This window comes from Marinobacter sp. G5_S1_61_S3 (assembly GCF_054968585.1).
Window position 1 is genome coordinate 114,379 of sequence record NZ_JBQKUK010000002.1, and the last position, 26,592, is coordinate 140,970.

The 26,592-nt window shown below is 58.2% G+C and carries 22 protein-coding genes; 10 read left to right on the forward strand and 12 right to left on the reverse strand.

The features are described 5' to 3' along the window. Positions 1 to 33: 33 nt before the first annotated feature. Positions 34 to 1,428 carry a nucleotide 5'-monophosphate nucleosidase PpnN gene (gene ppnN, locus ACTRWH_RS02040; protein ID WP_075195639.1) on the forward strand — a complete coding sequence of 465 codons (1,395 nt, stop codon included), beginning with the start codon at positions 34 to 36 and terminating at the stop codon, positions 1,426 to 1,428. A gap of 12 nt (positions 1,429 to 1,440) precedes the next feature. Here ppnN and ACTRWH_RS02045 read toward each other — a convergent pair whose 3' ends face one another. Continuing rightward, positions 1,441 to 1,782: a c-type cytochrome gene (locus ACTRWH_RS02045; protein WP_075195638.1), complete on the reverse strand. Its 342-nt coding sequence runs from the start codon at positions 1,780 to 1,782 to the stop codon at positions 1,441 to 1,443. Between the two features lie 136 nt (positions 1,783 to 1,918). Here ACTRWH_RS02045 and ACTRWH_RS02050 point away from each other — a divergent pair, with 136 nt between their 5' ends. Further along, the gene (locus ACTRWH_RS02050; protein ID WP_075195637.1) at positions 1,919 to 3,022 is read left to right on the forward strand and encodes an enoyl-CoA hydratase/isomerase family protein; all 1,104 of its coding nucleotides are present in this window, start codon (positions 1,919 to 1,921) and stop codon (positions 3,020 to 3,022) included. An 18-nt stretch (positions 3,023 to 3,040) separates the two neighbouring features. Here ACTRWH_RS02050 and ACTRWH_RS02055 read toward each other — a convergent pair whose 3' ends face one another. The 3 genes from ACTRWH_RS02055 to ACTRWH_RS02065 all read right to left on the reverse strand — a co-directional run bounded on the left by ACTRWH_RS02055 (position 3,041) and on the right by ACTRWH_RS02065 (position 6,336). Beyond that, entirely contained in the window at positions 3,041 to 3,736 is a 696-nt protein-coding gene (locus ACTRWH_RS02055; protein ID WP_036211096.1) for an ankyrin repeat domain-containing protein, read from the reverse strand. Between the two features lie 73 nt (positions 3,737 to 3,809). Then, positions 3,810 to 5,951: a tRNA(Met) cytidine acetyltransferase TmcA gene (locus ACTRWH_RS02060; RefSeq protein ID WP_085678617.1), complete on the reverse strand. Its 2,142-nt coding sequence runs from the start codon at positions 5,949 to 5,951 to the stop codon at positions 3,810 to 3,812. Between the two features lie 4 nt (positions 5,952 to 5,955). Next, positions 5,956 to 6,336, reverse strand: coding sequence for a DUF2237 family protein (locus ACTRWH_RS02065; RefSeq protein WP_041336370.1), 381 nt, complete (start codon positions 6,334 to 6,336; stop codon positions 5,956 to 5,958). A gap of 74 nt (positions 6,337 to 6,410) precedes the next feature. Between ACTRWH_RS02065 and ACTRWH_RS02070 the strand changes: the two genes are divergently transcribed. The 3 genes from ACTRWH_RS02070 (at position 6,411) to ACTRWH_RS02080 (ending at position 10,702) form a co-directional block, all read left to right on the forward strand. Then, positions 6,411 to 8,741, forward strand: coding sequence for an ATP-dependent helicase (locus ACTRWH_RS02070; protein WP_085678614.1), 2,331 nt, complete (start codon positions 6,411 to 6,413; stop codon positions 8,739 to 8,741). A 147-nt stretch (positions 8,742 to 8,888) separates the two neighbouring features. Then, positions 8,889 to 10,097 carry an OmpA family protein gene (locus ACTRWH_RS02075; protein ID WP_041332481.1) on the forward strand — a complete coding sequence of 403 codons (1,209 nt, stop codon included), beginning with the start codon at positions 8,889 to 8,891 and terminating at the stop codon, positions 10,095 to 10,097. 128 nt (positions 10,098 to 10,225) lie between these two features. Beyond that, a complete protein-coding gene (locus ACTRWH_RS02080) occupies positions 10,226 to 10,702 on the forward strand; it encodes a DUF4124 domain-containing protein (RefSeq protein ID WP_228210170.1) in 477 nt (158 codons plus the stop codon). Positions 10,703 to 10,707: 5 nt separating this feature from the next. Here ACTRWH_RS02080 and ACTRWH_RS02085 read toward each other — a convergent pair whose 3' ends face one another. Next, positions 10,708 to 11,946: a methyltransferase gene (locus ACTRWH_RS02085; RefSeq protein WP_228210026.1), complete on the reverse strand. Its 1,239-nt coding sequence runs from the start codon at positions 11,944 to 11,946 to the stop codon at positions 10,708 to 10,710. After that, the gene (locus ACTRWH_RS02090) at positions 11,943 to 13,214 is read right to left on the reverse strand and encodes a D-amino acid dehydrogenase (protein ID WP_228210025.1); all 1,272 of its coding nucleotides are present in this window, start codon (positions 13,212 to 13,214) and stop codon (positions 11,943 to 11,945) included. The genes ACTRWH_RS02085 and ACTRWH_RS02090 overlap by 4 nt, the downstream gene beginning before the upstream one ends. A gap of 118 nt (positions 13,215 to 13,332) precedes the next feature. Here ACTRWH_RS02090 and ACTRWH_RS02095 point away from each other — a divergent pair, with 118 nt between their 5' ends. Together ACTRWH_RS02095 and ACTRWH_RS02100 are read left to right on the forward strand one after the other, a co-directional pair. Then, the gene (locus tag ACTRWH_RS02095; protein ID WP_036211116.1) at positions 13,333 to 14,142 is read left to right on the forward strand and encodes a TatD family hydrolase; all 810 of its coding nucleotides are present in this window, start codon (positions 13,333 to 13,335) and stop codon (positions 14,140 to 14,142) included. Further along, entirely contained in the window at positions 14,139 to 15,347 is a 1,209-nt protein-coding gene (locus ACTRWH_RS02100) for an HD-GYP domain-containing protein (RefSeq protein ID WP_041332477.1), read from the forward strand. The genes ACTRWH_RS02095 and ACTRWH_RS02100 overlap by 4 nt, the downstream gene beginning before the upstream one ends. Before the next feature lie 4 nt (positions 15,348 to 15,351). Here ACTRWH_RS02100 and ACTRWH_RS02105 read toward each other — a convergent pair whose 3' ends face one another. Genes ACTRWH_RS02105 through ACTRWH_RS02130 form a run of 6 tightly spaced genes read right to left on the reverse strand, consistent with a single transcriptional unit; the run spans position 15,352 to position 20,255 of the window. After that, complete coding sequence (locus ACTRWH_RS02105; protein ID WP_041332476.1) at positions 15,352 to 16,263, reverse strand: LysO family transporter; 912 nt, start codon at positions 16,261 to 16,263, stop codon at positions 15,352 to 15,354. Positions 16,264 to 16,299: 36 nt separating this feature from the next. Then, a complete protein-coding gene (locus tag ACTRWH_RS02110) occupies positions 16,300 to 16,671 on the reverse strand; it encodes a PA4575 family protein (RefSeq protein WP_036211122.1) in 372 nt (123 codons plus the stop codon). Positions 16,672 to 16,689: 18 nt separating this feature from the next. Beyond that, positions 16,690 to 17,010 (reverse strand): DUF2288 domain-containing protein, encoded by a 321-nt coding sequence (locus ACTRWH_RS02115; protein WP_228210024.1) that lies wholly within the window; start codon positions 17,008 to 17,010, stop codon positions 16,690 to 16,692. Between the two features lie 2 nt (positions 17,011 to 17,012). Beyond that, positions 17,013 to 17,426 carry a response regulator gene (locus tag ACTRWH_RS02120; RefSeq protein WP_228210023.1) on the reverse strand — a complete coding sequence of 138 codons (414 nt, stop codon included), beginning with the start codon at positions 17,424 to 17,426 and terminating at the stop codon, positions 17,013 to 17,015. After that, positions 17,401 to 18,546 carry a response regulator gene (locus ACTRWH_RS02125; RefSeq protein WP_228210022.1) on the reverse strand — a complete coding sequence of 382 codons (1,146 nt, stop codon included), beginning with the start codon at positions 18,544 to 18,546 and terminating at the stop codon, positions 17,401 to 17,403. The genes ACTRWH_RS02120 and ACTRWH_RS02125 overlap by 26 nt, the downstream gene beginning before the upstream one ends. Before the next feature lie 11 nt (positions 18,547 to 18,557). Continuing rightward, entirely contained in the window at positions 18,558 to 20,255 is a 1,698-nt protein-coding gene (locus ACTRWH_RS02130; protein ID WP_228210021.1) for a diguanylate cyclase, read from the reverse strand. 106 nt (positions 20,256 to 20,361) lie between these two features. On the opposite strand from ACTRWH_RS02130, the gene ACTRWH_RS02135 reads away from it, so the two are divergent. Genes ACTRWH_RS02135 through ACTRWH_RS02145 form a run of 3 tightly spaced genes read left to right on the forward strand, consistent with a single transcriptional unit; the run spans position 20,362 to position 26,561 of the window. Continuing rightward, on the forward strand, positions 20,362 to 22,176 hold the full coding sequence (locus ACTRWH_RS02135) for a cache domain-containing sensor histidine kinase (RefSeq protein WP_228210020.1): 1,815 nt from the start codon (positions 20,362 to 20,364) through the stop codon (positions 22,174 to 22,176). After that, entirely contained in the window at positions 22,173 to 24,635 is a 2,463-nt protein-coding gene (locus ACTRWH_RS02140) for a PAS domain S-box protein (RefSeq protein WP_228210019.1), read from the forward strand. Before ACTRWH_RS02135 ends, ACTRWH_RS02140 begins: the two co-directional genes overlap by 4 nt. Positions 24,636 to 24,641: 6 nt before the next feature. Continuing rightward, positions 24,642 to 26,561, forward strand: a complete 1,920-nt coding sequence (locus ACTRWH_RS02145; RefSeq protein WP_228210018.1) for an ATP-binding protein — start codon at positions 24,642 to 24,644, stop codon at positions 26,559 to 26,561. Positions 26,562 to 26,592 lie beyond the last annotated feature (31 nt).

Genomic DNA, 26,592 nt, shown 5'->3' on the forward strand with positions numbered 1-26,592 from the left:
GGGCCCGCAGAACATTCAGGAGCTTTTGCGTTCATGACCGAATCCACCATCAATGCCCTGGTATCTCCAGAAGGCAGCCTGGAAATCCTCTCCAACTTTGAAGTCAACCGGCTCAAGGACCGAAGCGAAGGAGGGCTGTATCGGCTTTTCCGGCAATGCGCCCTGGCCGTGCTCAATACCGGTGTTGAAACCGACGACTGTAAAACCCTGATGGAAGCCCATGCGGATTTTGACGTTCGCCTGGTGCCACAGCCACGGGGTCTGAAACTGGAGCTGGTCAATGCACCCGCCCACGCCTTCGTGGACGGGCAAATGCTGCGCGCCATCCGCGAACACCTGTTTTCGGTATTGCGGGATATTATCTATTCCTACTCAATCCCCCAGTCCGCGGTCGGTCTTCGCCGGGACGACCCGGAAGGCATCACCAACCTGATTTTTCACATCCTCCGTAACGCCCGTGTATTACAGGCAGGGCGTCATCCGGACCTGGTGGTGTGCTGGGGTGGCCACTCCATCAACGAGCGCGAATATCAGTACAGCAAGGAAGTGGGCCACCAGCTTGGTTTGCGAGGATTGAGCATTTGCACCGGTTGCGGCCCCGGCGCCATGAAAGGCCCGATGAAAGGCGCCACCATTGGCCATGCCAAACAGCGGGTGAAGAACGGCCGTTACATTGGCCTGACGGAACCGGGCATCATCGGTGCCGAAGCGCCAAACCCGATCGTCAACGAGCTGGTGATCATGCCGGATATCGAGAAACGCCTCGAAGCCTTCGTTCGGACGGGCCACGGCGTGATTGTGTTCCCCGGTGGTGTGGGTACCGCCGAGGAAATACTCTATCTGCTCGGCATCCTGCTGCACCCGGACAACGCCGACCTGCCCTTCCCGGTCGTCTTTACCGGCCAGCAGGAAAACGCGGAATACTTCGAGATGATCGACCAGTTCATTCGCAACGCGCTGGGCGATGAAGCCGCCAGCAAGTACGAAATCATCATCGACGACCCGGACAAAGTCGCCCGCACGATGAAACAGGGCATGAAGGACGTGGAAACCTTCCGCCGGGCCATGCAGGACGCCTACTATTTCAACTGGATGCTGAAGATCGACCCGGTGTTCCAGATGCCGTTCGAGCCCACCCATAAAAGCATGCGGGCACTGGCGCTACACCGTCACCAGCCGGTTCACCTGATTGCCGCGAATCTGCGCAAGGCGTTCAGTGGCATCGTTGCCGGCAACGTCAAGGAAAGCGGCATACGCCACGTGCAAGCCAAGGGGCCATTTGAAATTTCCGGCGATCCGGAGCTACTGGCACCCCTGGAAGCGATGCTGAAAGAGTTCGTCGCCCAGGACCGGATGAAACTGCCCGGTTCCGGTGCTTACGAACCCAGTTACCGGATTATCAGCGAAGCAACGCCCGCCACACCCTGACGATGATGGGGATTATTCCCCACCATCCGCCGGAAGGCTGGCGTAATAAGCGGCCAGGTTGGCAATGTCCTCATCGCTGAGGCCCGCCGCCTGGCCCTGCATGATGGCGGCCTGGCCACCGTTGCGCTGCTTGTTCTTGTACGCCTTGAGCGAAGACACGAGGTATTGTTCGTTCTGTCCTGCCAGGTTGGGGTAACCCGGAATGGCCGCGATGCCATTCTTGCCATGGCAGGCTGCGCACACGGCGGCCTTGGCTTTACCGGCCTCAGCATCACCAGCGGCTATGGTAACGGCGGGAGCGGCAGCCCCCAACACGAACACGGCAGCAGCCAGGGTGTGGTATTTCAGTCTCATTGGTTTTACCCTCTCATCGTTTTATAGCCCGACAGGATTCTGCCGGTGCGCAAGTTGCACGAATTTATAGCACAGCAAGAACAAAGCTCAAATGTGATGGATCAATAATCACCCCATTCGATGCGGAGAAGTCGACATGCCCATTCAGGTTCAGGAAATCGCGTGCAGGGAAGGCAACATCGGCCTGATCACCCTGGATTCACCGGCCACTCTGAACGCCCTGTCCGCGTCGATGATCCACGAAACCCAGGCCGTACTGGATCAGTGGGCCGAAGCTGACCACATCAGCCTGGTTATATTCCGCGGCGCCGGTGAACGTGCCTTCTGCGCAGGCGGTAATATCCGCGAACTTTATGGCGCCCTGTCCGGCGACGAAGATCCGGACGCACCGGCCGAGTTCTTTGCCAGCGAGTATCGCCTGGACTATACCATTCACTGCTTCCCCAAACCGGTGATCGCCATTGGCCACGGCGTGGTGATGGGCGGGGGGCTTGGCATTTTCTCCGCTTGCCGCTACCGCCTGGTAACGCCCGATGTCACATTGGCCATGCCGGAGATCACCATCGGCCTGTTTCCCGATGTTGGTGCAAGCTGGTTCCTCAATCGGCTGCCAGGCCGCATCGGTCTGTTCATGGGGCTGACCGGAGCGCGGCTGAACGTCTCTGACGCGTTGAGGGTTGGCCTGGCCGATATGGCCATCCTGCCAGATCAGGTGGAATCATTGATAGAGCGGTTGAAGGAGGAGCGCTGGACCGGTGAATCAGCGGCTGATGACAACCGCCTGTTCCGGCTCGTCAAGCAACTTGAGCATCCGGACTACAGGGCGCTGCCAACCAGTGAACTGGCGCGCCATGAACAGGACATCGCCAGGCTGAGCGCAGGCGATGAACTCCCGGCCATTGTTGAAAATCTCCTGGCGGCGGAGATCGACAGCGACTGGTGGCAAGGCTGTGTGAAAAACCTGCGCGGCGGCTGCCCGGTTACCGCCTGGCTGGTCTGGACCCAGCTAAAGAAGGCACAGCAAATGTCACTGAAGGACGTCTTCCGGATGGAATACACCATGGCCGCCCGCTGCACCCAGCGGCCAGATTTGCGGGAGGGTATCAGAGCCAGGCTGATCGACAAGGATCACAAGCCCACCTGGTCATTCCCGAGCGTCAGCGACGTGCCCGACACAGTGGTTGAAGAACACTTCGAGCCGGAACTGGACGACAGCAACGACCCCATGGCACTGAGCTGAACGGGCCGCAAGCCCGCATCATAGCTCGGCGCCGGCCTGGATCAGCAACATCTCGATATCCCGGTTGTTGCTGGCACGCGCCAGATCCAGAGCCGTTCGCCCATCGCTACCGCGATAGTTGACGTCTGCACCCGCCGCCAGCAGCATCTCGGCGGTCAGTAAATCCCCGCCTTCGACAATGTGCATCAGCAGCGAGTGGCCACCCTGATTCACATTGACGTTCGCCCCGGCGGCCAACAGTACTTTCACCACGGAAAGATGACCGTTACGGGCGGCGCGGATCACCGGCGTTGTACCCTCGCCGTCCGATGCATTTACGCTGGCGCCGGCCGACAACAACAGTTGCACGATCCGCCGATGGCCATCCCCTGAGGCGATCATCAGTGGCGTGACACCACTTGCCGTGGCCAGGTCCGGCGCTGCACCTTCGCTGAGCAGGAACCACACAATTCGGTCCTCGCCCGCCCTGACCGCCGCCGAGAGCGGTGTGCCGGCCTCGGTCAGTGTGTTTAAAGACATGCCAGAGGCTGCAAGCGACTTGGTTTGTTCAAGGTTTCCGTTGCTGACCGCCGCCATCAATGGCGTATCCGCCACCGACGCACGGCGCTGCTCAAGGTTGGATGGATCTGTGCTCGTCGCACACGCTGTCATCAGCGCGCTTGCGACCAGGACGGCCAGAAATCTCACGAGGATGGTGCCGGTTCCCTGGGCCATGGTGATTCAGTCTCTGTTGATTTATTTTTGCGGATATTCTGGTCAGTCGTCGGCGGCAATGAAAGCGAGCGGTTCACAAGTCCGGCCGGTTCTGCAAAATATCGCCCACCAGAGAGCGCAATTCCGCTTCGCCTGCCTCCCGGCCCACGCATTCACCGTGCGCCTGCAACTCGGGCCACGACCAACCCTGTAGCACCGCCCTGGCCCAGAGGGAGCGCAAACGTTCGTCAGCCATCCCGTTGACGACGCCTGCCTGCAATGACAGCCGTCTCAGTACCGGCAAGGCCAGATCGAAGCCCCGATAGCCATGGGCAAAACTGTGCAGGTCCCTGAAATCATCCTCATTGAGCGGTCTGTCAGCGGGAAGGCCGCAGGTTATCCGCAGAATCAACTCCGGCTCTGCGTCTATCCAGTTGCGCGGCACGAGGGTGAGCCAGTGCTCCGTCAACCTGCCACGCAAATGGTCTGTCAGCGCCTTACCTTGCGCAGACACCCCGGCAAGCAACTGCAGGGGATACTCGCCGCTGCTGGCTTCGCGCTTCAGCCCGAGCCGAACCGGCTCCAACCCGCACCGCTGCCAGAACGACAACAACCCGGCGTTACCGCCGAAACTGGTACCGATACCGTCCAGCCCCTGCTTGCACGCATAATCATTTGCAGCCGCCACCAGTGTCTGCCCCAGCCCCTCACCGCGCACCTCAGCACTCACGGCAATCCGCACGATGCGCAACAGACTCTGGCAGGCTGCTTCGGCAAATCCACTGTGGGTCGCCAGGGACTGGGGCAAGAGATGCCCCCGCAAGCGGCGCTTGCCCAACATGACCTGCTCTGCAAGCTCGCTGTCCAGCCCCCCTTCCACCGTCGCCCATAGCACGCCGACCAGAACACCACCCCGGGTCAGACGCCAACTCACCGCGGCCGGATCGTCCATCCACTGGCGCAAGTCACCGGGTGAGGTTCGGTAGTGGGCATCCACCAGCAAACCGAAGGCCTCCTCCAATTCACTGTCTTCTGCGGTACCCGGGTTCCAGCGTTCAACGGCGATATCCACATCGTCATCACTGACGGGTGGTGCCTGGGCATCCAGCAAAAACATCCGACGCGTCAACGGCTCCAGGGTGTCAGAGGCAGACCATCGTATGGGCGCCGTAAGCGATGTGTTGCGCCAGTGAGGCGTTTCGGCATCCAGCACCGAGCGAAAACGGATGGCAAAGCCTCTACCGGAACCTTCATAACCGTGCACCGTGGAAGCGTAAATCACCCTGGGCCAACCCAGCAGTATCCGCTTGAGCAGGTCTGCCGGTACGGCGGCGGATTCATCCACCATGATCACTTCCGCCTCCGGCTTTTCAGCAAGCAGCCGGTCCAGGGGCCAGAACTCCAGCCGCCCCTGATCGCCCAGCGCAACATCGCCCGTGCCCATGTCAGGATCAGAGGCCTGCCCGCTGGCCAGGCGGGCGTGGTGAAACAATGTTTTCACCGCATCCGGCCCGGGCGCCGTCACAACCACGCGCCGCCGCCCTTCATTCAGAAGACGAACCGCCGACAGGCCCAGTGCCGCAGACTTACCCCGCCCCCGGTCCGCCGTCACCACCAGCGGTCGCCGACGCCGCCCCAGCCCCGTTCGAACAACCTCTTCCACAAGCGCACGCTGGTCATCGGTGGCGCCTACCCGGAAGGCATCGCGGGGTGGCTCAGCCGTTGGCAGTGGCGGCTGAGGGTCAACAGACGGGGTGATACGAATACTATCGGGATTACCGGCCACAACTCCGGCCAGACGAGCCGCAAACGAATGCTGACCGGCTCCGTCCAACCCGGTACGCCGGTAATCCGGATCGTCGAAATCGCCCCATTCTTCCAGCTTCGGCATCAGCCAGAAAAACAGACCACCGGCCGCGAGGGTTCCAGACAACGCCGCAAAACCGTCCGGTGGATTCCCCCGCCAGCCATCCCAGACCACGCAAGCCAGTTCCTGTCCCAGCCAGCGACGTCCCTCGACCGGTTTGATCGAGGTCAGCGAGGATTCCGGCTGATCCTCAACCGGCCCGGTCCAGACGCCTGGCGCTATCGACAATACTGGAAGAAGTTCACGCAGCCACGTAAGAGCAGCTGCCCGCTCACCTTCCAGAACCACCAACCGCCGATGTCCGGCAGCCCGCAACCCGGCTTGCAGCTCCTGCCACCCGGCCAGATCAGGCCCGATTTGATCCGCCATCCACTCAGCTCAAATCCACGGAGTGACGTTTAAGATCTTCCAGCTTTGAATACTTCAACGCTGAACGATGCGTCGCACGCAACTTCACACGCGGCGCACTATCGGCCTCAAACGCCTCCTGCCAGCGGGATGCACACAGGCACCAGGAATCCCCTTCTTTCAAACCGGGGAAACCAAATTCAGGTCTTGGTGTACTCAGATCGTTACCCTGAGCACTTGAATATTCCAGAAAATCATCTGTGACGACTGCACAGACAACGTGGGCCCCCAGGTCATCCGGGCCAGTGTTGCAACACCCATCCCGATAAAACCCGGTTTCCGGATCTGTACCACAAATTTCCAACTTCTCACCCAGCACGTTCACCGGTTCTGCAGTTGTAGCCATAACATCATTCTCCAAATTCTCCTGCACCCAATGAGCGATTTACTCCAGATACCGTGCACGAAAGTAACAGGATTATGCGGCACCAGTATCAGCACTACCAGTCGCCGGGTACAATACACAGCATGTCGCCCCCACCCCAAATACCTGAAACCTCCAATCTGCCCGATTACCTCACTGATGAGCAAAGGGCCATCATCACCGCAGGTTTTGAACATGCGGTAATCACCGCCGTGGCGGGCAGTGGAAAAACGTCCACTCTGGCCTGGCGCATCCGCTATCTGCTAGAACAGGGACATGATCCGAACCGTATGCTGGTGTTGATGTTCAACCGCGCTGCGCGGGTGGACTTCGAGCACAAACTTCAGGACGTAACACGTAACTTGGGCCTGGCGACACCTGAAATTCGCACCTACCACGCCATGGGGCTACGGCTTTACAAACGGTTCGTGCGGGAAGGCTTCCTTCCGGGATTTTCAGACAAGATCCTCACCGACCAGGAAATCAGCTATCAGGCCTGGCAGCTTACGCGGCGATTGGCGCCCGAGGACCTGGCCGACGAGATCCGCCGCAACAAGAAAGACTTTGTCGAAACCGCCGTTAACTTCATCGACCTGGTGAAAACCACCCTGTCCCCGGTGGACATCGTCTTTGAGGAACTGGGCTATTCCGACAAGCATCGCTACCTGATCGACCTGTTCCACAGCTTTGAACAGTGGCGCAAATCCCAGAGCCGCATCAGCTACGCCGACATGCTCTACGAACCGGTGATGGCCATTCACCAGAACCCGCCCTTACAGCGCCTGGTTGGCAACAAAATGGACCTGGTACTGGTGGATGAGTATCAGGACACCAACGAAATCCAGCATCTACTGCTCAGATACGTGGCCGGCGACCGGGCACGGGTGACCGTCGTGGGCGATCCGGATCAGACGATTTACGAATTCCGGGGCGCCAGACCCGATTTTATACTCAGGCGTTTCAGCGAAGAGTTTGAAAGCCCACTGGAGCAGACCCTGAGCTATACCTTCCGGTATGGCCATCAGGTGGCTCTGCTGGCCAATCACCTGATCTGTCACAACACCGGTCGCAAGGATGTGCTCTGCCATTCCCATCCAACCACACCTGAGACCGGCATCACCCTGCACCAGCAGGAAAACGACAGTGATCTCCTCCTGAAACTACTGCAACCCATGGACGACGAAGCACTTGCCAACACGGCGATCCTGTTCAGGGTGTGGAGCCAGAGTGTTCCTATCGAATTGAAATTGCTCGCGCGACAAGTGCCCTACCGCATCGACGCCGGGAAGGGAGCCCTGTTCAGTCGCGAGGTTCAGGCCATCACCAGCCTGTTGATGGTGGTGTCGGGCCGGATTCGCAATCTGCCTGATGAAGACCGGCTTGATATTGCCCGGCAATTGCTGCGCTTCCCCCATGTGGGCCTCAAGGAGCCCGAGCTCGAACAGCTGGCACGCTTTCTGGCTGGGTTCGGCAAGGGCTGGCACGAGCGGCTGCTGGCCATGGACTTTGACGCACTGGCCCCCATGGCGGCCAAAAAGCTCCGCAAGCTGGGGGAAACACTGGCACAGCTGGAGCGCTTCAAAGGCTCAGTGGCAGATCTGATATCCCGCTATGCGGAGGAAACCGAACTCTACGAGGGCATTCGCAGCCTGGCACTGACCCATGAAACCGCGGACGAACGCATCGAGACCATCCGGGGCTTCCGGCTGTACCTCTCGGGACTCGATGTCAGCATTGACGGCGCGCTGGAACACCTCAAGGCTCTGAAGAAACAGGCGGGTGAAAATCGCCATGGCGGCGCCTTGCTCTCCACCATCCACCGAACCAAGGGCCTGGAATGGTCGACCGTTATACTGCCGGGACTGCAGGAGAAGTACCTGCCCTACAGCCCCCGAGCCCAGGACGACCCCAAGGCCTTCCTGGAAAGTGAACGCCGCCTGCTCTATGTGGCCATGACCCGAACCCGGGAGCAGCTACACCTGATCACCCGGCCATTCGGAGAAAAAAGACACCTTGACGGCGACCAGGGCCCAAGCCGGTTTGTCGATGAGTTGTGCTTTCCACTGTCCCAAGAGTTTGGCCAGTGGCTGGACGGGCGTTCCTGCGACAGCGCTGACGCACTGACAGCCACCGTACCACTGACGTCGACCGGTCTTCGCTATGCGCACCTTCAAGGCGTCACATTGCAGACAAGTACGGAAGCAACGGCCGAGGAGACGACACCGCTCTGGGCAAGAAACCGTCTCAGCCATGCCATCTTCGGGCCGGGCTCAGTGACGGGGGAGGACGAACGGTCCTTCGAAGTCGCTTTCGACAACGGTGACACCCTGAATTTCAGCAAAAAAAGTGCCCACCTGTATTTTACCGCCATGTCATCAAGGGCCTGAGTACAATTGCGGACGTAACACTGGCCCTCTTTTTTTGTTTTTTTGAATCCCCTGACTTAAATTTCACGTAAGTACGCTGCAGCAATGCTTTATGCGAAAGTACGACATGAGTACTTTTTACAACGATAATTGAACAGGAGGTTCTGCATGAATATCATGCGCCCACTGGCCATTGCGGCCCTGACGACATCCCTTGCGACCCCCGCACTCGCCGAACGCGAGCAAACCATTTACCTGAACCCGTTTGCCGGCTTCCAGCTGTTTGACGACAAGCGCGACCTCAGTGAAACCGGCACCCTGGGCATTGGCGCGGAATTTCGCTTCCACCCCAACTGGGCCGTGGAAGGCGTCTATTCCAAGGCGGATGCCGATCGTAAGTACGTCAATGGCAGTAGCGACTTTGAAGAATATCGACTGGACGGCCTCTATTACTTTGCCGGCCAGGATGAAGCCTGGAATCCGTATGTCTCGGCCGGTGCCGGCCACGCGGACTTCGGCGACGATGTGCTGAGCTACCAGACAGCCGGTTCCAATCACGACGAAACCCGCGTCAACGTCGGGGCGGGCTTCCGTTACAACGTCAGTGACAGCGTTTCCATTCGCGCGGACCTGCGCGAGTTCCATGGCATTGACGAAAGCACCTTCGATACCCAGGCAACCCTTGGCCTGAGCTTTGCCTTCTCTCGCACCGTCGCGGACTCAAAGCCCTCACCACGCAAAGCCGCAGACAGCGACAACGATGGCGTGCCGGACAACCGCGATCAGTGCGCCGGAACTCCTGCAGGTGTGAACGTTGACAGCAATGGCTGTGAACGTGACAACGACGGTGACGGCGTCGCCAACAGCATGGACCAGTGCCCCAACACACCGGCGGGCGCCAGCGTCAACAGCCGTGGTTGTGAGCTGGACAGCGACAACGATGGCGTGGTGAACAGCGCGGACCAGTGCCCCGGCACGACTGCAGGCGCAGACGTGGATGCCATGGGCTGTGAAGGCGTGACAGAAACCGTCGAAACCATCGAGCTGAACGTACAGTTCCCGACCAACAGTTCGGTGATCGGCAATGCCTTCGACAATGAAATTCGCCGCGTCGCCAATTTCATGCTCGAGTATCCGGAAACCAACGTGGAAATCGCCGGTCACAGTGACAGCATTGGCGAGGCGGAATACAACCGCTTCCTGTCCCAGCGCCGTGCCGAGGCAGTTGCCACCCGGCTGACCGATGCCCTGGGCATCAGTGAGGACCGTGTGAATGCCGTTGGTTACGGTGAGTCCGAGCCGGTTGCCAGTAACGAGACCGCTGCTGGCCGCGCGGAGAACCGTCGGGTTGAGGCTCGTATTCAGGTTCGCCGTTAAGCGTCGACGTTGATCCTGTACAGACATCCTGTGCAGATCAGCTCAACGAAAAGGCGCCTTCGGGCGCCTTTTTTATTGGCGGGCAGGCGCCCTTAATTTCATGCTCGCGAGAGAATGCCGTGAAGCGAATGTTGTTCGTCTTTATTCTCACATGGGGTATACCCGCTGCTGCGTGGCCCCAGGTTTACCGGTGCGATGCCGGTGGTGATACTCGCTTTTCGGACCAGCCCTGCGGGGAAGACTCCGAGGAAATCACCATCCGTGACAACCGGATTGGCGGCAATTTTGGCCAGAACCTCCCGCCGTCACCCAAGCGTGATGAAACAGTGGAAGAACCGGAAAAAAGCACACAGGAGGCGACCAGTGATGACACCTGCCGCTTTATTAACTCCACCGACCTGCGGCGCTATCTGGTGCGGGAACAGGTGGTGAAAGGCATGACCAAAGAGCATGTCCTAAAAGCCTTTGGCCGACCTCCGGAAACCTACCCCACACCCCTGGAAACCTGGGTATACCAGACGAAATACTATGGCGCCCTTTATGAACTGACCTACGTGTATTTTCGGGACGGCTGCGTGGAAAATGTAGTGTACCGAAAGCCCTGAGCCATTTAGCAGTCCACAGACCTTTTTTCGGCGTCGATCAGCAGATTGCGGGGCGTCAGCTGGCGCTCGCAGAAGGTCCCCAGCCGAACGTCATACCCCTGTTCCTCAAGAAACATTGAATAATCCAGCACCACCCAAAGCTCCAGTGGCCGCCGGAACAGGTGGCGCACCAGCTCGTGGCGGCGCACTTGCTGCCGTCGCCGCTCGCCATAACGTTCCCAGACACCAAAGTCTGTGTCCCCGGGTAGTTCCAGCCCCCTATTGCCCGCTGCCCAGCGACAGAAGGTGGCAAAATCGCCGTTCGTCGGGTGCGACGGCACCGGCAGGTAGGCATCCACGCCGCGAAGCTGCCGTTGAAGACCATCGAACCCGAGACGCCAACGACTGATCCTGCGGGTTTGCTCACGCACACGCTTCGGTGCGGTCACGGTTTCCCTGACGGCCAGTCGCAGCTCGTTGCGGGTCAGCTCCAAGCCATTTTTTGAAGCCCGGACGCGCCTGGAAAGAGGCTGGTAGTCCAACGCTTCCGTCAGGTGGTAGCAGCAAGGTGAAACGCTCACCCTTGGCAGGCCCTCGCCAGCCACCTTACGCATCAGCCTGCGATGAAGGTCACCACAAGCGTGAAGGGCAACACCGTGAGCGTCGGGCGGCATCGTCAGGTTCTCGGCCATGACATCCTGGCACTGCAGGGTAACCGCATCCCCGAACTTTCCGGCCAGGAGGTTGCCATCGTCCACCAGGGTCGCGTTCCATTCAAACCCGGTTACGTCACCCCCGCACAGGGGTGCCAGGGTTCTGGCCAGGTGGCCCTTGCCGCAACACCAGTCCAGTACGCTGTGCTTCAAGGGTTGGATAGCGCTTGCAAAGGCACCGGCCTGAAGCCGCTTACGCCCGGGCATATCCGTTGCCCGGACCTCAGGCAAGGTGTTCTGATCGGCGGATTCGATGGCAAGTGGCTGAATGTCGGTCAGCTCACCGAACTCCCGGAAAGAAGGCAGCTCCACGGCCACCCATTCAGCCAGCGCGACAGGATCATCGTCCCATTGCACACAGTCGCTGTCAGAGAGCCGGGCAACCCGGTCCGCCAATGCCGGCCAGTTCTTCGTCCAGGCCGGGCTCGGGTCAGCGAATGGCGCCGGTTGCCAGAACTCACGATGCTGCGCCAGCCAATCGTTCAAGCGCTGCCAGCGCCGATAAAAAGCGTCAGCGCGGTGATGTGAACTCGCCGCCGAAGGTAACGTCACTCGGAAAATCGCCCAGGCCGAAAAGCATCCAGGCACACCGACGGCGCCTCCCCATCAATCAACTGGGAAATCACCGAAGCGCTGCCCGCCGACAGGGTCCAGCCAAAGGTGCCGTGCCCGGTGTTGAGGAACAGGTTCTCCCGGGGGCCTCGACCGATGATGGCAGGACCGTCCGGAGTCATGGGGCGAAAACCGGTCCAGGTCTCGGCGGCCTCCAGATCGGCGCAACCGGGAAAACGGGATTCCACGGACTTTCGAATGGTCGCCAGCCGGGCTTCCGGAATGTCGCGGTTGAAGTCGTCCAGTTCCACAAAACCGGAGGCGCGTAGCCTCTCGCCCAGACGGGTCGAGACCACTTTGTAGTTGTCATCGTGGATGGTCGACACCGGCGCGCGGCCAGGGTCTTTCAAGGGCACCGTAAAGCTGTAGCCCTTCACCGGATAGATCGGCAACTCAAGCCCCAGGGGACGGGTAAGATGCCCCGACCAGCAACCGGCACTGACAACCACAGCGTCTGCCTCCAGGGTTTCCGATGTGCCATCACCCTTGCGAATGGTCACCCCCGTTACCCGCCGATCATCAGCCAACAAATGTTCGGTTTCCGTGTTGTAGCGGAACTGCACCCCCTTCGTTTCGCAGGCCTTGGCCAGTTCACGGGAGAACAGATGACAATCACCGGTGCCATCCGTGTCATAGCTCAGGGCGCCGTAGAGTGGGCCATCCCCGATCATGCCGGGCTCTGCTTCGCGAACCTGTTCAGGAGTGAGCAATCGGGAGGGGATACCCAGTTCGTCGAGCAACCGTTGGGTTTCGCGGTAGTTTTCCAGGGTTTCCGGGGTGCTGGCAAGGTGAAGCAGGCCCTGGTGGCCGCCGTCGAACGGCAGATCAAGCTCCTTTTCAAGGGCCAGGAAGCGTTCACGGCTATGAATACCAAGGCGTATCATGGCGCGCTTGTTCAGGCCAAACAGGCCAGGCGACCAGGCGTAACGCAGCGTTGCGAACATAAACCGCAAGGTTTCCATGGATGGCGGCACCGACATTTTCAGCGGGCCGTCCTTCTTGAATAACCAGGGGATGGCCTTCAACACCATGGATGGGTCTGCCCATGGATAGACCACCCCGTAGGAGCGCTGGGCGGCGTTGCCTTTGCTGGTTTCATTCCCAGCCGCGCTGTGACGTTCCAGCACGGTTACCTGATGGCCCCGGCTTTGCAGCTCATACGCCGTGGTTACGCCAACCACGCCGGCACCAACAACAATGATGTGCATGCACTTCTCCCTATGACAGCAATGTAGGTCAACAATCGAACAAGCTGATAAACTACTGTGACAAAGTTCTCAGGATAGCAGCCAACGCTTTGGTTGCGATGGAGTGAAGTAACCGCCAATGAGCAAGAAACGTCGCGACATTCCCGTTTTCGATCAACCGATTATCGAAACCCACTGCCATCTGGATTACCTCAAGGATCGCCCCCTGGCGGAAACCCTGGCCGAAGCGCAGCGGGTCAATATCGAACGTGTGATCACCATCGCTGTGTCACCGGACAATCTGGCTACCGTGCGTGAACTGAGCCAAACAGCCCCCTGGGTGTATGGCACGCAAGGGGTACACCCCCACGATGCCGAACAGTATTCCGATGCCGCCGAGGCGGAAATCCGCGCGCACGCTGGCGACGACAAGATCGTGGCAGTGGGCGAAATTGGCCTGGACTACTTTTACGACAACGCAGACCGGGACGTTCAGCGTGACGTGTTCCGCCGCCAGTTGCAGATCGCCTGTGACACCGACCGGCCCGTGGTCATCCACAGCCGCGAGGCCGATGACGACACCATCGACATCCTGAAGGAGTTCGAAGGTACTCTTAAGCGCCGCGGCGTCATCCACAGTTTCACGTCAGGCCCGGGGCTGGCGCAATACGCATTGGACGAAGGCTGGTGCCTGGGCTTTAACGGCATCACCACCTTCAACAAAGCCGAAAACGTGCGTGACATTGTGCGTATGGCACCCATCGAGCAGATCCTGCTGGAGACGGATTCACCGTTCCTGACCCCGGTTCCCTATCGCGGCAAGGAAAATGCACCTTTCTACATACCATTTGTTGCCGAGAAAATCGCCGAGGTGAAACAACTACCGCTGGAGAACGTACTGGCTACAACCTATGACAACAGCCTGAGAACGTTCTTCCAGCCGCGATGATCAAACGCATCCCCGTCTCCGCGCTCAAGGTCGGCATGTACATCACCGACCTGAACAACGACTGGATTCCTCACAACACCCAGCGCCGTCGCGGCGTGATCAAAAAAGAGGACACCGTTGAAAAAATCCGCCGGATGGGGGTGGACTACGTCTACATCGATGTCTCCAAGGGCTTGGATTCCCAGGATTCGGAACCAGCCCACGAGGTCGATCGCCGCAACGAGTCCGCGCTGCAGCGCGCCGGCGAACAGACTCCCGGCGTTTTCAAACGGGTAGCAGTGGCCGAGGAAATGGTGTTCGCCCAGCAGGTACACAACCAGGCTCAGGGGCTGGTCGGCAACCTGATGAACAGCGTGAAGCTTGAAGGGGCCATCGACATAGCCCCCATTCACCAACTGGCTGACGAGCTCCAGAGCTCTATCTTGCGCAACGCCAATGCCCTCAGTTGCCTGGGCCGTATCCGTGAGAAGGATAACTACCTGCTGGAGCATTCGGTCAATCTCAGCGTGCTGATGTCCCTGTTTGGCAACTACCGCAAGCTGCCTTCGGAGGCGCTACACCAAACCATTGTTGGTGCACTGCTCCATGACATCGGCAAAATCCTTACGCCGGACGACATTCTCCACAAGCCGGGACGGCTAACGCCAGAAGAGTTTGAGGTCATGAAAGCCCATGCGCGGCATTCGCGGGATATTCTCAAGGCAACAGAGGGTATTGGCGAACTGGCCATCGTCACCGCCGCAGAGCACCATGAGCGCCTGGACGGCAGTGGCTACCCCGAGGGTCTGAAAGGGGAGGAAATCTCCGTGTACGGTCGTATGGTGGCCATTACCGATGTGTACGACGCCATTACCTCAGACCGTGTCTATCACAAGGGCATGACTCCGACCCAAGGCCTAAAGAAACTGCTGGAGTGGAGCGGCAGCCATCTGGACGCCGCCCTGGTGAAAGAGTTTATTCGTTGTGTGGGGCTCTACCCCATTGGCTCACTAGTGCTTCTGGAAAGCGGCCGGCTCGGTGTCGTCATCGAGACCAACGACGAGGACCAGCGATTGCCCGTGCTGCGCGTGATGTATGACACCCGTTTTCGCATGCCCATCACCGTTGACACCCTGAACCTGGCGAAACCGGGTACCCAGGACCGGATTCTGCGTTCAGTGGACCCGGAAGACTACAAGATCGACGTCAGAAAGTTCCTGCTCTGAAACATCACCCTCCCATGGACAGGAACACGGCCATCAGGATGGGAGACAGGAACGACAGGATAAACCCCGACGCAATCGCCACGGGCACGCAGTCCAGGCCGCCACTGCTGCGGATCACCGGCAGGGTGAAGTCCATGGCAGTCGCCCCCCCATAGCCGATGGCCATGGCCGGTCGCTGGCCAATTAACAGCGGAATAATCGCAAGCGCAATAATCTCCCGGATCACATCATTGAGAAAGGCAACACCGCCCCAGGACGGCCCCAGGGCATCGCCAATCACAATACCGGACAGGGAATACCAGCCAAACCCGGACGCCAGTGCCAACGACTCATGCCAGGCGGCGTCCAGCAAGGGCACCATTGCAAAACCAGCGAGCAGAGAGCTCCCGGCCAGCGCTAACGCAATGCCCAACCCCTGTCGGTTGAGCAGCAGCCGACGAAGGGACAGGCCGGCATTGCGCAGTTGCAGGCCAATCAGAAACAGCAGCAACATTAGCGACCAGGTCGCCACGTCTTCGGCCATGGGCATATCCGGCAGCCAGTAGAAACCGGCCAAACCACCCACCACAACCGCCAACAGTGGCTTCAACCCCGCCAGGAAAAGGCGACGATAGCCACGAGGCTGGTCCACATGATCCTCCCGCGCTGCCATCGGCTGCCAACGGTGAAACAGCCACAGCCCCGCCATGTTGGCCACAAACAGTACCACCACGAGCACGGCAACCTGGGACGCCATATTGGCCAACTGGCCACCAACACCTTCCATCTGCCCGAGGCTAAGCCCCAAGAGTGCCAGGATAAAGTACACCAGCCCTTCAACGCCGTAGTGAATGGCCGTCATCAGATGGCGGTTCTCAAGTGCCAGGGCAAAACCCAGGAAAAGCGGTGCCAGGATCAGCAGTGCGCCGGTCAGCATGAAGTCCTCGAAAAAAGTGTATTGGGGAGGGGAAGATCAGCCGATAGGTTCGTACTGATCGGGATCAAAATGAAACTTGCCTGCACTGGCATCGCGATCGGTTCGAATGGTGCGCGCCAGGCGCTGGGCCATCACCGACCAGACCACATAGTCGTTGGGTTGGGGCTGGTAATCCTGCCCCATCAGCGCGCCCGCAACACTGCGCAACACCGCTTCCGCCTGGGAAATGGAACGATAGGGGCCCTGGCAGCGATGTTTCTCTGGTTGGCCGTCCACCGAACCACTGAGTGCCACCAACGCCCAGATGTCCTCACCGACGGGTTTGATGAACAATTCAACCCGGCGCTGTTCCCGGACCATAACCAGTGCCCGTAGCGGGCCACGCCCATGAAAGTAATGCAGTTTCACGGCCTTATTCCAGGAGTTTCAGTGAAGTACATGCCCGGACCTGTCCTGCACCAGCACCCAGGGCGCAATCACCACTGCCCAGAGTTCCGTGTTTTCGTCATACCAGTGGCGGGCAAGATTTGGAGCGACATCGCCCACTTTGTTATCGGCCAACCAACGCTCAAACTGGGCCTTGTTGTCCGCTGACAGTTCTGCCGCCACCTCCAGCAGGTCCAGTTCCGGGACCACCTTCACGACATGGCCACGGGCATAATACACCTGCAGGTCATGCCAATTAATCCGGGACGTTTCCAGATTCAGCTTGTGTTTCAGTTCCTCTGGCGATTCTTTCGCAACCATGTTCACACCTTGGACGTCCATATTTCACGTATCTGATCGGCAAGGGTCATGGGGTCGAACGGTTTGGGTATCACGTCAACCGCTCCCAATTCCCTGTAGAACGCCACCTCTTCAGTTTGCACCTTAGCGGTCATGAACACCACAGGTGTCGCGCTCAATGCCGGAATTTCCCGTAACGCCTGAAACGTAGTCGGGCCATCCATACCCGGCATCATAACATCCAGCAGGATCAGTTCGGGGTCAAAATCCGGCCCCTCAACAAGCGCCTCCTGACCGGAGCTGCAGCTCTTTACTGAAAACCCCCCAACGGTTTCCAGTGCCAGCTCCGCCACGGCCCTGATGTCGGCATCGTCCTCCACATAAAGAATTCGCTGAAGCTCTCCGACCGGGTTAGCCATCGTCTGTACCTCTCTCATGGTTATCCACCCCCAGTCTGCGCAGCAAGCGCAAACATTCCTCGCCCTGATTCTGCCCATCCGCTATCAAGGCGGAGGCACGCATAACCAGTTTTGAATCGCTCGTGGCATCACGCGGCAGAAAATGAACTGCGCCAATCAGCTCTCTCAACTGCAAAGGCAGATGCCACTGCACTTTGAGACGATTCCCATAACTCTGAGCCCAGGCCGTTAACCCGCTTTCAATCTGTTCATCAGAAACCTGGCCTTTGCGATCCAGGCATTGCTGCATCACCTTGAGCACCGCCAGTTCGCCGACCCGGCTGAGCAGGGCCGCCGTGTGCACCTCGGATTGATCGATTCCGATACGTAACGCAATTCGTACGGCTTCCTGGGCTACCTTCTCGGCGGTTTCGAGAAAGACAGTCGCTTTTTCCGCCAAACGGGTATCGCGCAACTGGCCGCATATATCCAGCGACATGGCCATCGCGTGCCGCAAGGCCATATCCACACCCATGGTGGCAATCCCGTCACGCAGACTGCGGACCGGCTCACCGGTTTTCTGGAACGAGGCGCTGTTGGCCACGTCAAGCAGACGGGTTGTCAACGCAACCTCGCCATGCCACCGCTCCGCGAGCTGCGATGGGGAGATATCCTGTTTTCGCGCCATCAATTCGAGAACCCGAGCCGTATCAATGGCGGAGGGCAGCTGAATAACGGACTCCACCGACGTCTGCAGCAGGTGCTCCAGATCAGGTTGAGACTCCCGATCAAAGTCTGCCGGGTCCACCAGTGCTGTCAGCCTTTCGTGCACCATCTCCACACTGAACGGTTTGCTGATATAGCCATTGATGCCGTAGCGTGCGGCTTTCAGAACCGAATCCCTGTCAGCCCGGCCGGAGATCATGACAATGGCGGTCTTGCTGCTCTTCTCACGGGCAGCGCGAATAACCTCAAGGCCCGAGCCATCCGGCAGATTCCAGTCGATGATCATCAGGTCAGAACCGTGTTGGGACCAATGTGCCAGAGCCCCCCTGACCGACGCCGTTACGAAAATATCAATACCCGGGTAAAGCCCGCCGACCACCGTTTCCAGCAGATCCGCCAGCAATGTGTCATCTTCCAGAATAAGTGCCTTCATAACGTTATGCTTCATCCCTGATGGAAAATCGTCACGCCGTTACGGCCCCCTTTCTTTCGCTCATAAAGGGCCTGATCCGCTGCATTGAGCGCATCACTACCGGACTCAAAAGCATCCAGCGCGGCAATACCCACGCTGAGGGTAACCGACAGGCTAGCACCATCATCGTTGAACGACAGGCCTGAGAATGCCTCACAGATCTGAGTCATCACCGACCGCCCTTCCTGCGTCGAGCACTCCGGTAAAACCACTGCAAACTCCTCCCCACCATACCGGCCGATCATGTCGGTGGAACGCAATCGTTGCCTGAGGAGACTGGCAAGTGCCTTAATGACGATATCGCCCATTCTGTGCCCGTATTGATCATTCACCTTCTTGAAATGATCCAGGTCCAGCATGGCGACAACGGAAGAATGCGACAATCGCTTGCAGCGGGCCTGCTCCTTATCAACTTCTTGTTTTATATATGAATGCTTCAACAGGCCCGTAAGGCTGTCCCGTATCAGCAGCTCGTTCAGTTGGCGGGCGCGATAACAGCGGATTTGAGCCGCGCGTACAAGATAGCTGTCGGACACGGGCTTGGTCAGGAACTCATCCGCCCCTTTTGCCATGGCTTCGAGCTGAACCTGCTTATCCTGCTCAGACGACAGGTAGATGATCGGCAGGCTTACCCATTCGGGATCAAAACGAACCAGCTTTGCCACCGTCGGCCCGGAGTAATCTCCCATGCGAACGTCCAGCAGCATTATGTCGGGCGAGAATTCCGAGAGTTCCGACAACACCGTCTCGGGATTACTGATGGCGCGGACATTAAAGCCGGCTCCTTCCAGCACCGCCCGGTAGTGCCCAGCAAGATCCTCATCGTCATCCAGAATCAGGATTTTCCCGGAAACCGTCCGGCTCTGCTCACTGACCAAACGCTCGATGCTTTCCGTCAGTACGGTTGCATCAACCGGTTCCGTAATAAGTGCGTCTGCCCCGGCATCCGCCAGGGCATACCGGTTTCGGAAATCATCCCTGCGTCCGATGCAAATAAGCGGTGGTTTCAGGGAATTCTCGCTCCCAGCCTTAGCATCGAGCGCCGCGGACACCTCAGAAATTGCGTCCTCTCCGGTCACCACAAGGGTCACTCCCGGCGTCCCGTTGAGCGAGAGGGTGGAGACCGCCTGGCGCGATATCGAAAAACCGTAATTTGAGAGTGCGTACTCCAGAAAAACCTGCGAACCTTCCGATAATCCACACAGGACAACCTGAATATCTGCGGCCGTCAGACTGTAATGATCATTTAAGTGCTCAGGATCGTTGGTACTGCGGGTTGTCGACACCGACGTTTCATCCAACAAAGAACGCAAGTGCCCTGCCTGCGTCAGGGTATCGATAACCTGTGGAGTTTCCTCGCCGGGAACCTCTGGGTCACCGTCAGCTTGCACCGGGTATTTTTCCACCAATGGCTTGAGGCGTTGTTCCAGCCTTCGCGCCTCCGCCCCCAATACCGCATACCCGAAGGTTCCGGCAGAACCGGCCAGACGATGAAGCAGTTGATAGGCCGACATTACATCTTCACGCCGCAGTCGCTGCCCCTGAGCCCCCCCGGTTACCCTCGCAGCGACTTCGCTCAACTGATCGAGTTCCCCCTCCGCCTTACCACGGAAGCTGAGTCGCAATTGTGCGAGTTTATCCGCGATATCCGCTTTTGGATCTTTTCCCATAAAAGGTCTGAGGCCTCGATTTTTTACTAATATAACCGGTTCAACTAGGCTAATCTTCTTTCATCACAGAACATTATCCGGAAAAACGCAACAGCGAGGCACTTCATTGCGATCAGGCAAATCGCTCTCCCTTAGTAGTCGCGTAGCCATAATCATTGGCGGCGGCAGTCTTGTAACCGTCCTGGCCATTATTGCGATCGCCTACCAGGCCCTGGTACAGGACTTTGAAGACCTGCTCACCCATCGTCAGATTCTCGAAGCTGCAAGAACCTCGGATCAGGTCGACCAGAAGCTTCAGCTTCGACTGAATTCTCTGTCAGCATTCGCCTCACAGCTCGCCGACGACAACCTTCCGGACCAGGCTGCTCTGGAGATCGCGCTGAATCGCCAAACAACAATCCAGGATCTGTTCCCGGCGGCGCTTCTCATTTTCGATGAGAACGGATGTGCCGTGGCGGAGAATGTTTACGTCCCAAATCGTATTGGTACCTGCTACCTGGATCGCCCTCACTTCCGGGAAGCCCTGGAGAAACGAACCCCCATCGTCAGCAAGCCTATTATCGGACGAACCACTGGCAGACCCCTGCTCTCGTTTCTTGCACCCATCGAAACGGATGAAGGGGATTTTCTCGGGTTCGCAGGCGGCACCCTGGATCTGGGCAAGACCAGTCTATTACCCGAAAACCGCAACATGGGTTTGTATGAATCACAGGGTATCGAGAAAATCATCGACACGGAAAACTTTCTGTACGTGGATGCCGGCAATGGCTCCCAGAACATCGAACCCCTGCCGCCTCCTGGCGCAGACGCGCTGACAGACGCAGCGCTATCCGGCATCACGTTCGGACAGGTCAACGGCCAGGATGGTCAGCCCCTGATATACGCCACCAATCACCTGCAACGGCTGGGGTGGGTCTTCGTCCGTGCTGTTCCCTATGATCAGGCAACAACACCCGCCCGACAATCCTTTCTCCAGTTCTTCAGCATCAGCCTGCTGATCACTCTGGTGATCGCCGCGTTAAGCTACCTGCTGGTCAAGAGCACCATGTCGCCACTGGACCGAATGACGACGCGTATAAAGCACATGGCTGAACAACCGGATTCTGCCATGCGGTTGGGCGAGTCCGGCATTCCGGAGGTCAGCAACCTGGCCGGGGCCTTCAATCGACTTCTGGAGGAACGTGACGGCCTGGACAGGCTCAAAGATCATTTCATGTCCTCGGTCAGTCACGAACTTCGTACGCCACTGACGTCACTGACTGGCGCTCTGAAGCTGCTCTCTTCCGGCACCACCGGACCACTCAGCGAAAAAAGCCAGAGCATGGCAAACCTCGCCCTGAGAAATGGCGAGCGTCTGCAACTGCTGGTGTCGGATTTGCTCGACTTCAACAAACTGTCCGATGGCAGTCTCAAAGTGCGAATTCAAAGCGAAGCGATCCAACCGATACTTTACGGCACCGTTGAGGACAACAACACGATGGCTGCTGAACATCATGTCCGGTTGATGTCAGACAGCGGTGAGCTACCACATATACTCTGTGACAAGCACCGGCTGAGGCAGATTCTGGACAACTACGTCAGCAACGCCATCAAGTTCTCCCCCAGGAACGGAGTGGTCAGGATAAAAGCCCGGCTCCACTCACCGGAATACGTCAGAGTCACCGTTAGTGATCAGGGCTCTGGAGTACCGGATTCTTTTGCCGACAGCGTGTTCAAACGATTTGCACAGGCCGAAACCGGCACCACCCGTTCGGTAAAGGGCACGGGGCTGGGGCTTGCCATTTGTGCCGAACTGGCAACGCTGATGCATGCAGAGGTTGGCTACTACAATGATCAGGGCGCGCATTTCTGGGTCGATATGCCCACATCCGGATCCAGTGAGGCATTGTCGACCGTCGCTGATGAGGAAACAGACTCGTGATAGCACCCGAAAGCCCATTGAATGAGGCTGTACGGCTTCTCGCGCTGAAGCGAACTCACCTGCTCGATACGTCACCAGAGGAGCGATTTGATCGCTTTACTCGCATGGCCAAACTGGCCTTCGACGTCCCCATTGCCCTGGTGTCACTGGTCGACGACAAGCGGCAATGGTTCAAATCCTGTCAGGGACTGGAGGCCAGGGAGACCCCCAGGGACATCTCTTTCTGCGGCCACGCCATCCTCAGTGATCGTCTGTTCATTGTCGAGGACACCCACGAGGATTCACGATTTGCCGATAACCCGCTCGTTACCGGCCCGCCACACATTCGCTTCTACGCCGGTGCTCAACTCCGCAGCCATGAAGGTTATCGCCTGGGCACTCTCTGCATCATAGACACCCGGCCACGATCGCTCGACGGCGATCAACGCATGCTTTTGGAAGAGCTGGCCCGATGTGTCGATGAAGAGATCAATGACTTCGAAGCGAGTAAATCCCGCCAGGAACAACTCGAGAAGACCCGGATTCTGAGTGCACTGAACAACCTGACGGTGGACGCCTCCGCGCCCCTGGAACAAAAAATAGACATGGCCCTGGATCTGGGGCGCCAACACCTTGAACTGGAAACCGGCATCGTCAGCGAAATCACCACCGATGTCTATACGGTTCGCTGGTTCAGAGCGCCGGACGACTCTCCACTGGAGGCCGGCCTGTCACTACCGGTGGAGCAAACCTATTGCGCACTGATGCTCGCAAAAGGCGACCATCTGGCGATCAGCCATATGGGCGACTCGCGCTATCGCCATCAGTCGTGCTATGCCCAGATGGGCCTCGAGAGCTATATTGCGGCGCCCATAGAGTTTGATGGCAAGCTCTTCGGCACGCTTAATTTTTCCTCGGTATCGCCAAGATCCAGACCGTTCACGGATCTGGATCGCCTGTTTATCGTATGGCTGGCACAGTGGATGGCAGCCCTTCTCCAGCAACATTCCCATGAGGATACGCTGCGAAAGCTGTCCGAAAACGTGCCTGGAATGCTTTATCAGTATCAGGTACTCCAGGATGGTGAGTCGAGGTTCCTCTACAGCAGCGACGGCATACGTGATATTTACGGCGTTTCTCCGGAGACTGTTATAGAGGATGCCAGCATTGCCTTTGATGCCATACACCCCGACGACATTGAATATGTAGCCGCTTCCATCGACCGTTCCCAGGAGGCACTGGCGGTTTGGGAGTCCGAGTTTCGGGTCAGAGCTCCGGATGGGAACTGGATTTGGGTCGAGGGCCGGGCCACGCCGGAACGGCGCCCGGACGGTAGCGTCATTTGGCATGGGTTTCTCGCCAACGTCGATGAAAAGAAGCGCTCGCAGCTTGCACTCGCGGAACGAGAGCAACTGCTGCGTACCTTATTCGAACTGTCACCGATTGGCATTCTTCTGACCAGTTTCAGAAGCGGACAGAACTTTGATGTTAACGCGGCATTGCTCGAGTACAGCGGGTACTCACACACCGAGTTCCTGGCACTGAACTACTGGGACGTCACTCCCGGGGACTACATGGAACAATCTCAGCAAGCCATCGCTGATTTGAAAGAACACGGGCGGTTCGGCCCCGTGGAGCAGGAGTTTATCCGCAAGGATGGCACCCGGTTCCCGATTCTCTTCCAGGGCGTTCTGGTGGAGCGTGCCGACAACGAACCACTGGTGTGGTCGCTGGTTGAGGACATATCAGAGCGCCGCAAGGTTGACCGGATGAAAAACGAGTTCATCTCCACCGTCAGCCATGAACTACGAACCCCCCTGACGTCAATATCTGGCTCCCTTGGATTGATCGCGGGCGGGGTTTTTGGCCATCTACCTGAAAAAGTCAAAGCCATGGTGGCTATCGCAGCCCGCAACAGCGACCAACTAAAGCATCTGATTGATGATCTGCTGGATATGGAAAAGCTGGTCTCCGGAAAAATGGAACTGCGGATGCACAGTGAGAACCTCAGCGCGATCATTCAGGACAGCCTGGATCGAACATCAACCTACGCGGTTGATCGGCAAATCTCACTTCGGTTCGAAAATCACCATCCCTGGGTCAAAGCCGTTATCGATGCCCGGCGCCTGGGCCAGGCACTCGACAACCTGCTGTCCAACGCCATCAAGTTTTCTCCGCCGGAGGCCGAGGTTGTCATACTGACACACCTTCATGACGGCCTTTTTCGCATCGAAGTCACGGACTATGGCACAGGCATACCGGAAGCCTTCCGAGCCAGGATATTCGAAAAGTTCGCCCAGGCTGACAGCTCCGATACCCGAGGCCGTGGCGGTACGGGCCTCGGGCTGGCCATTACCCGGGAGATCATGTCGCAAATGGGCGGCGGCGTGGGGTTCAAATCCACCGAGGGATACGGCTCGACGTTCTGGCTGGACATCAAACCCGATGAGAGTGACAAACCCGATGAGAGTGACGAGTAATCGATAGTGGCGGCACAAACGCGGGCTAACGTGTTTCATCGTTTGATCTGGGCTTCAAGGCTGGGCGTTCTGCTGTTGGTCATTGTAGTCGCGGTTTCCCTTGATGCATCCAGCTCTTCCAGCCACCGCAACGATGTCCGTCAGCAGTGGCAGGAAAAAACGGATGAGATAAGCCTCAAGCTGCAAAGTGCCATACTGCAGAACATCCAGACCGTGTGGGGACTGGCCGCCAACGTCGCGATACAACCCGATATCGACGGCCAACGCTTCCGGGAACTGGCCTCGGTCATCTTCAGCCTGGCACCGGAACTCCGAAACATCGGACTGGCTCCGGATTTCGTGATTCGCCATGTCTACCCACTGGCCGGCAATGAGGCTGCGATCGGTCTCGACCTGACCGCACAGAGCTTGTCGCAAGATCAGATCGAGATGCTGCTCAACACCCGTCGCGTGGTGTTCACCGGCCCCATTGATCTGGTTCAGGGCGGGCAGGGGCTGGCGGGGCGTGTTCCCATATTCGAACAGGCCTCGGGCGATTTCTGGGGGGTTATTTCAGTGATACTGGACCTTCAGAAACTGTACTCGTCGATAGGGCTGGATAGGTTGCAAGACGACTTCAATGTAGCGATCTCGTCGTCGGCCGACGTTAATGACACTCAGTCGGTTTTTTTCTCCACACGCCCCTTTCAATGGGAAGATCCAGTCACCAGCACGATTCGCATGAGAGGCGCTACCTGGGTGGTGTTTGCCGAACCAGTCGGGGGCTGGCCAAACCACCCCAGTCAGCCCTGGATATTCCGCGGCAGCCTGTTCGCGATGCTGGTCATTGTCAGCGGTGCTGTTTTCTGGCTCACCAGCCTGATGTCACGGGATCGCGAAATGCAGCGGCGGCTCTGGGGACTCTTCGAACTGGCCCCCATGGGCATCGGGCTGTTCAGTGTCACCTCCAATCGACTGCTCCGGGCAAACCCAACGTTCGAAAACCAGTTTGGCAGATCCGTCCAGTCACTGGATTTCTTCGACCAACCGCTTGATGTCCATGGAGAGCCGCTGGCCAACAAGCCCAGGGTTCAGGAAACCCTTCGGGAACATGCCAGACTCAGCGGCCTCGAAGGCTACTTCATGACGCCAGGGCAGGAACTGGCCCCCGTCATGCTCCACGGGCTGCAACTGGACGATGACGGCAACGAACCCGTTGTCTGGCTGATCACCGAGGACATTTCAGAGCGGAAGAAAGTCGACCACCTGAAGAACGAGTTCATTTCCACTGTCAGCCACGAGCTTCGCACCCCACTGACCTCGATTTCCGGCTCCCTCGGGCTACTGGCCAACAATGCCGTCGGCGAGCTGCCGGAGAAGGCCTCGAAACTGGCGCACATCGCCTATCGGAACAGCCAACAGCTTACGTTCCTGATCAACGACTTACTCGATATGGAAAAGCTTGTGGCCGGCAAAATGCCCTTCCGTAGCGAACACCATGTTCTGCAAAATCTTGTTCACGAGAGTGTTGAAAACATCGCAACCTTTGCCCAACAGCGAGACATTCATCTTCAGGTGGCTGAACTGCCAGCCGTGACAGTTCATGTGGATCGTCAGCGCCTGAACCAGGCCATCACCAACCTGTTGTCCAACGCCATCAAGTTTTCTCCGGCAGGGTCCTCCGTCGACATTTTCGCCAGCCAGCGCGGAGAGTCGGTTCGGCTGTGTATCAGAGACCATGGTGAGGGCGTCGCCCCGCATTTTCGGGAGCATATTTTTAAGAAATTCTCACAAGCTGATTCGTCGGACCGAAGAGCCAGTGGCGGAACCGGGCTCGGTCTGGCCATCACACGGGAGCTGATGGCGCGTATGAAGGGCACGGTGGACTATGAATCCGTTCCGGGCGAGGGGGCTACGTTCTGGCTGGAACTGCCAGTGGCGGGGTAATGGGTAACTGAGTATTGAGAGGCCCGGCAGG

Coding starts and splice junctions, on each gene's coding strand:
- ppnN (WP_075195639.1), top strand. CDS start 34: ATGACCGAATCCACCATCAATGCCCTGGTATCTCCAGAAGGCAGCCTG.
- ACTRWH_RS02045 (WP_075195638.1), bottom strand. CDS start 1,782: ATGAGACTGAAATACCACACCCTGGCTGCTGCCGTGTTCGTGTTGGGG.
- ACTRWH_RS02050 (WP_075195637.1), top strand. CDS start 1,919: ATGCCCATTCAGGTTCAGGAAATCGCGTGCAGGGAAGGCAACATCGGC.
- ACTRWH_RS02055 (WP_036211096.1), bottom strand. CDS start 3,736: ATGGCCCAGGGAACCGGCACCATCCTCGTGAGATTTCTGGCCGTCCTG.
- ACTRWH_RS02060 (WP_085678617.1), bottom strand. CDS start 5,951: ATGGCGGATCAAATCGGGCCTGATCTGGCCGGGTGGCAGGAGCTGCAA.
- ACTRWH_RS02065 (WP_041336370.1), bottom strand. CDS start 6,336: ATGGCTACAACTGCAGAACCGGTGAACGTGCTGGGTGAGAAGTTGGAA.
- ACTRWH_RS02070 (WP_085678614.1), top strand. CDS start 6,411: ATGCGGCACCAGTATCAGCACTACCAGTCGCCGGGTACAATACACAGC.
- ACTRWH_RS02075 (WP_041332481.1), top strand. CDS start 8,889: ATGAATATCATGCGCCCACTGGCCATTGCGGCCCTGACGACATCCCTT.
- ACTRWH_RS02080 (WP_228210170.1), top strand. CDS start 10,226: ATGTTGTTCGTCTTTATTCTCACATGGGGTATACCCGCTGCTGCGTGG.
- ACTRWH_RS02090 (WP_228210025.1), bottom strand. CDS start 13,214: ATGCACATCATTGTTGTTGGTGCCGGCGTGGTTGGCGTAACCACGGCG.
- ACTRWH_RS02095 (WP_036211116.1), top strand. CDS start 13,333: ATGAGCAAGAAACGTCGCGACATTCCCGTTTTCGATCAACCGATTATC.
- ACTRWH_RS02100 (WP_041332477.1), top strand. CDS start 14,139: ATGATCAAACGCATCCCCGTCTCCGCGCTCAAGGTCGGCATGTACATC.
- ACTRWH_RS02105 (WP_041332476.1), bottom strand. CDS start 16,263: ATGCTGACCGGCGCACTGCTGATCCTGGCACCGCTTTTCCTGGGTTTT.
- ACTRWH_RS02115 (WP_228210024.1), bottom strand. CDS start 17,010: ATGGTTGCGAAAGAATCGCCAGAGGAACTGAAACACAAGCTGAATCTG.
- ACTRWH_RS02120 (WP_228210023.1), bottom strand. CDS start 17,426: ATGAGAGAGGTACAGACGATGGCTAACCCGGTCGGAGAGCTTCAGCGA.
- ACTRWH_RS02125 (WP_228210022.1), bottom strand. CDS start 18,546: ATGAAGGCACTTATTCTGGAAGATGACACATTGCTGGCGGATCTGCTG.
- ACTRWH_RS02130 (WP_228210021.1), bottom strand. CDS start 20,255: ATGGGAAAAGATCCAAAAGCGGATATCGCGGATAAACTCGCACAATTG.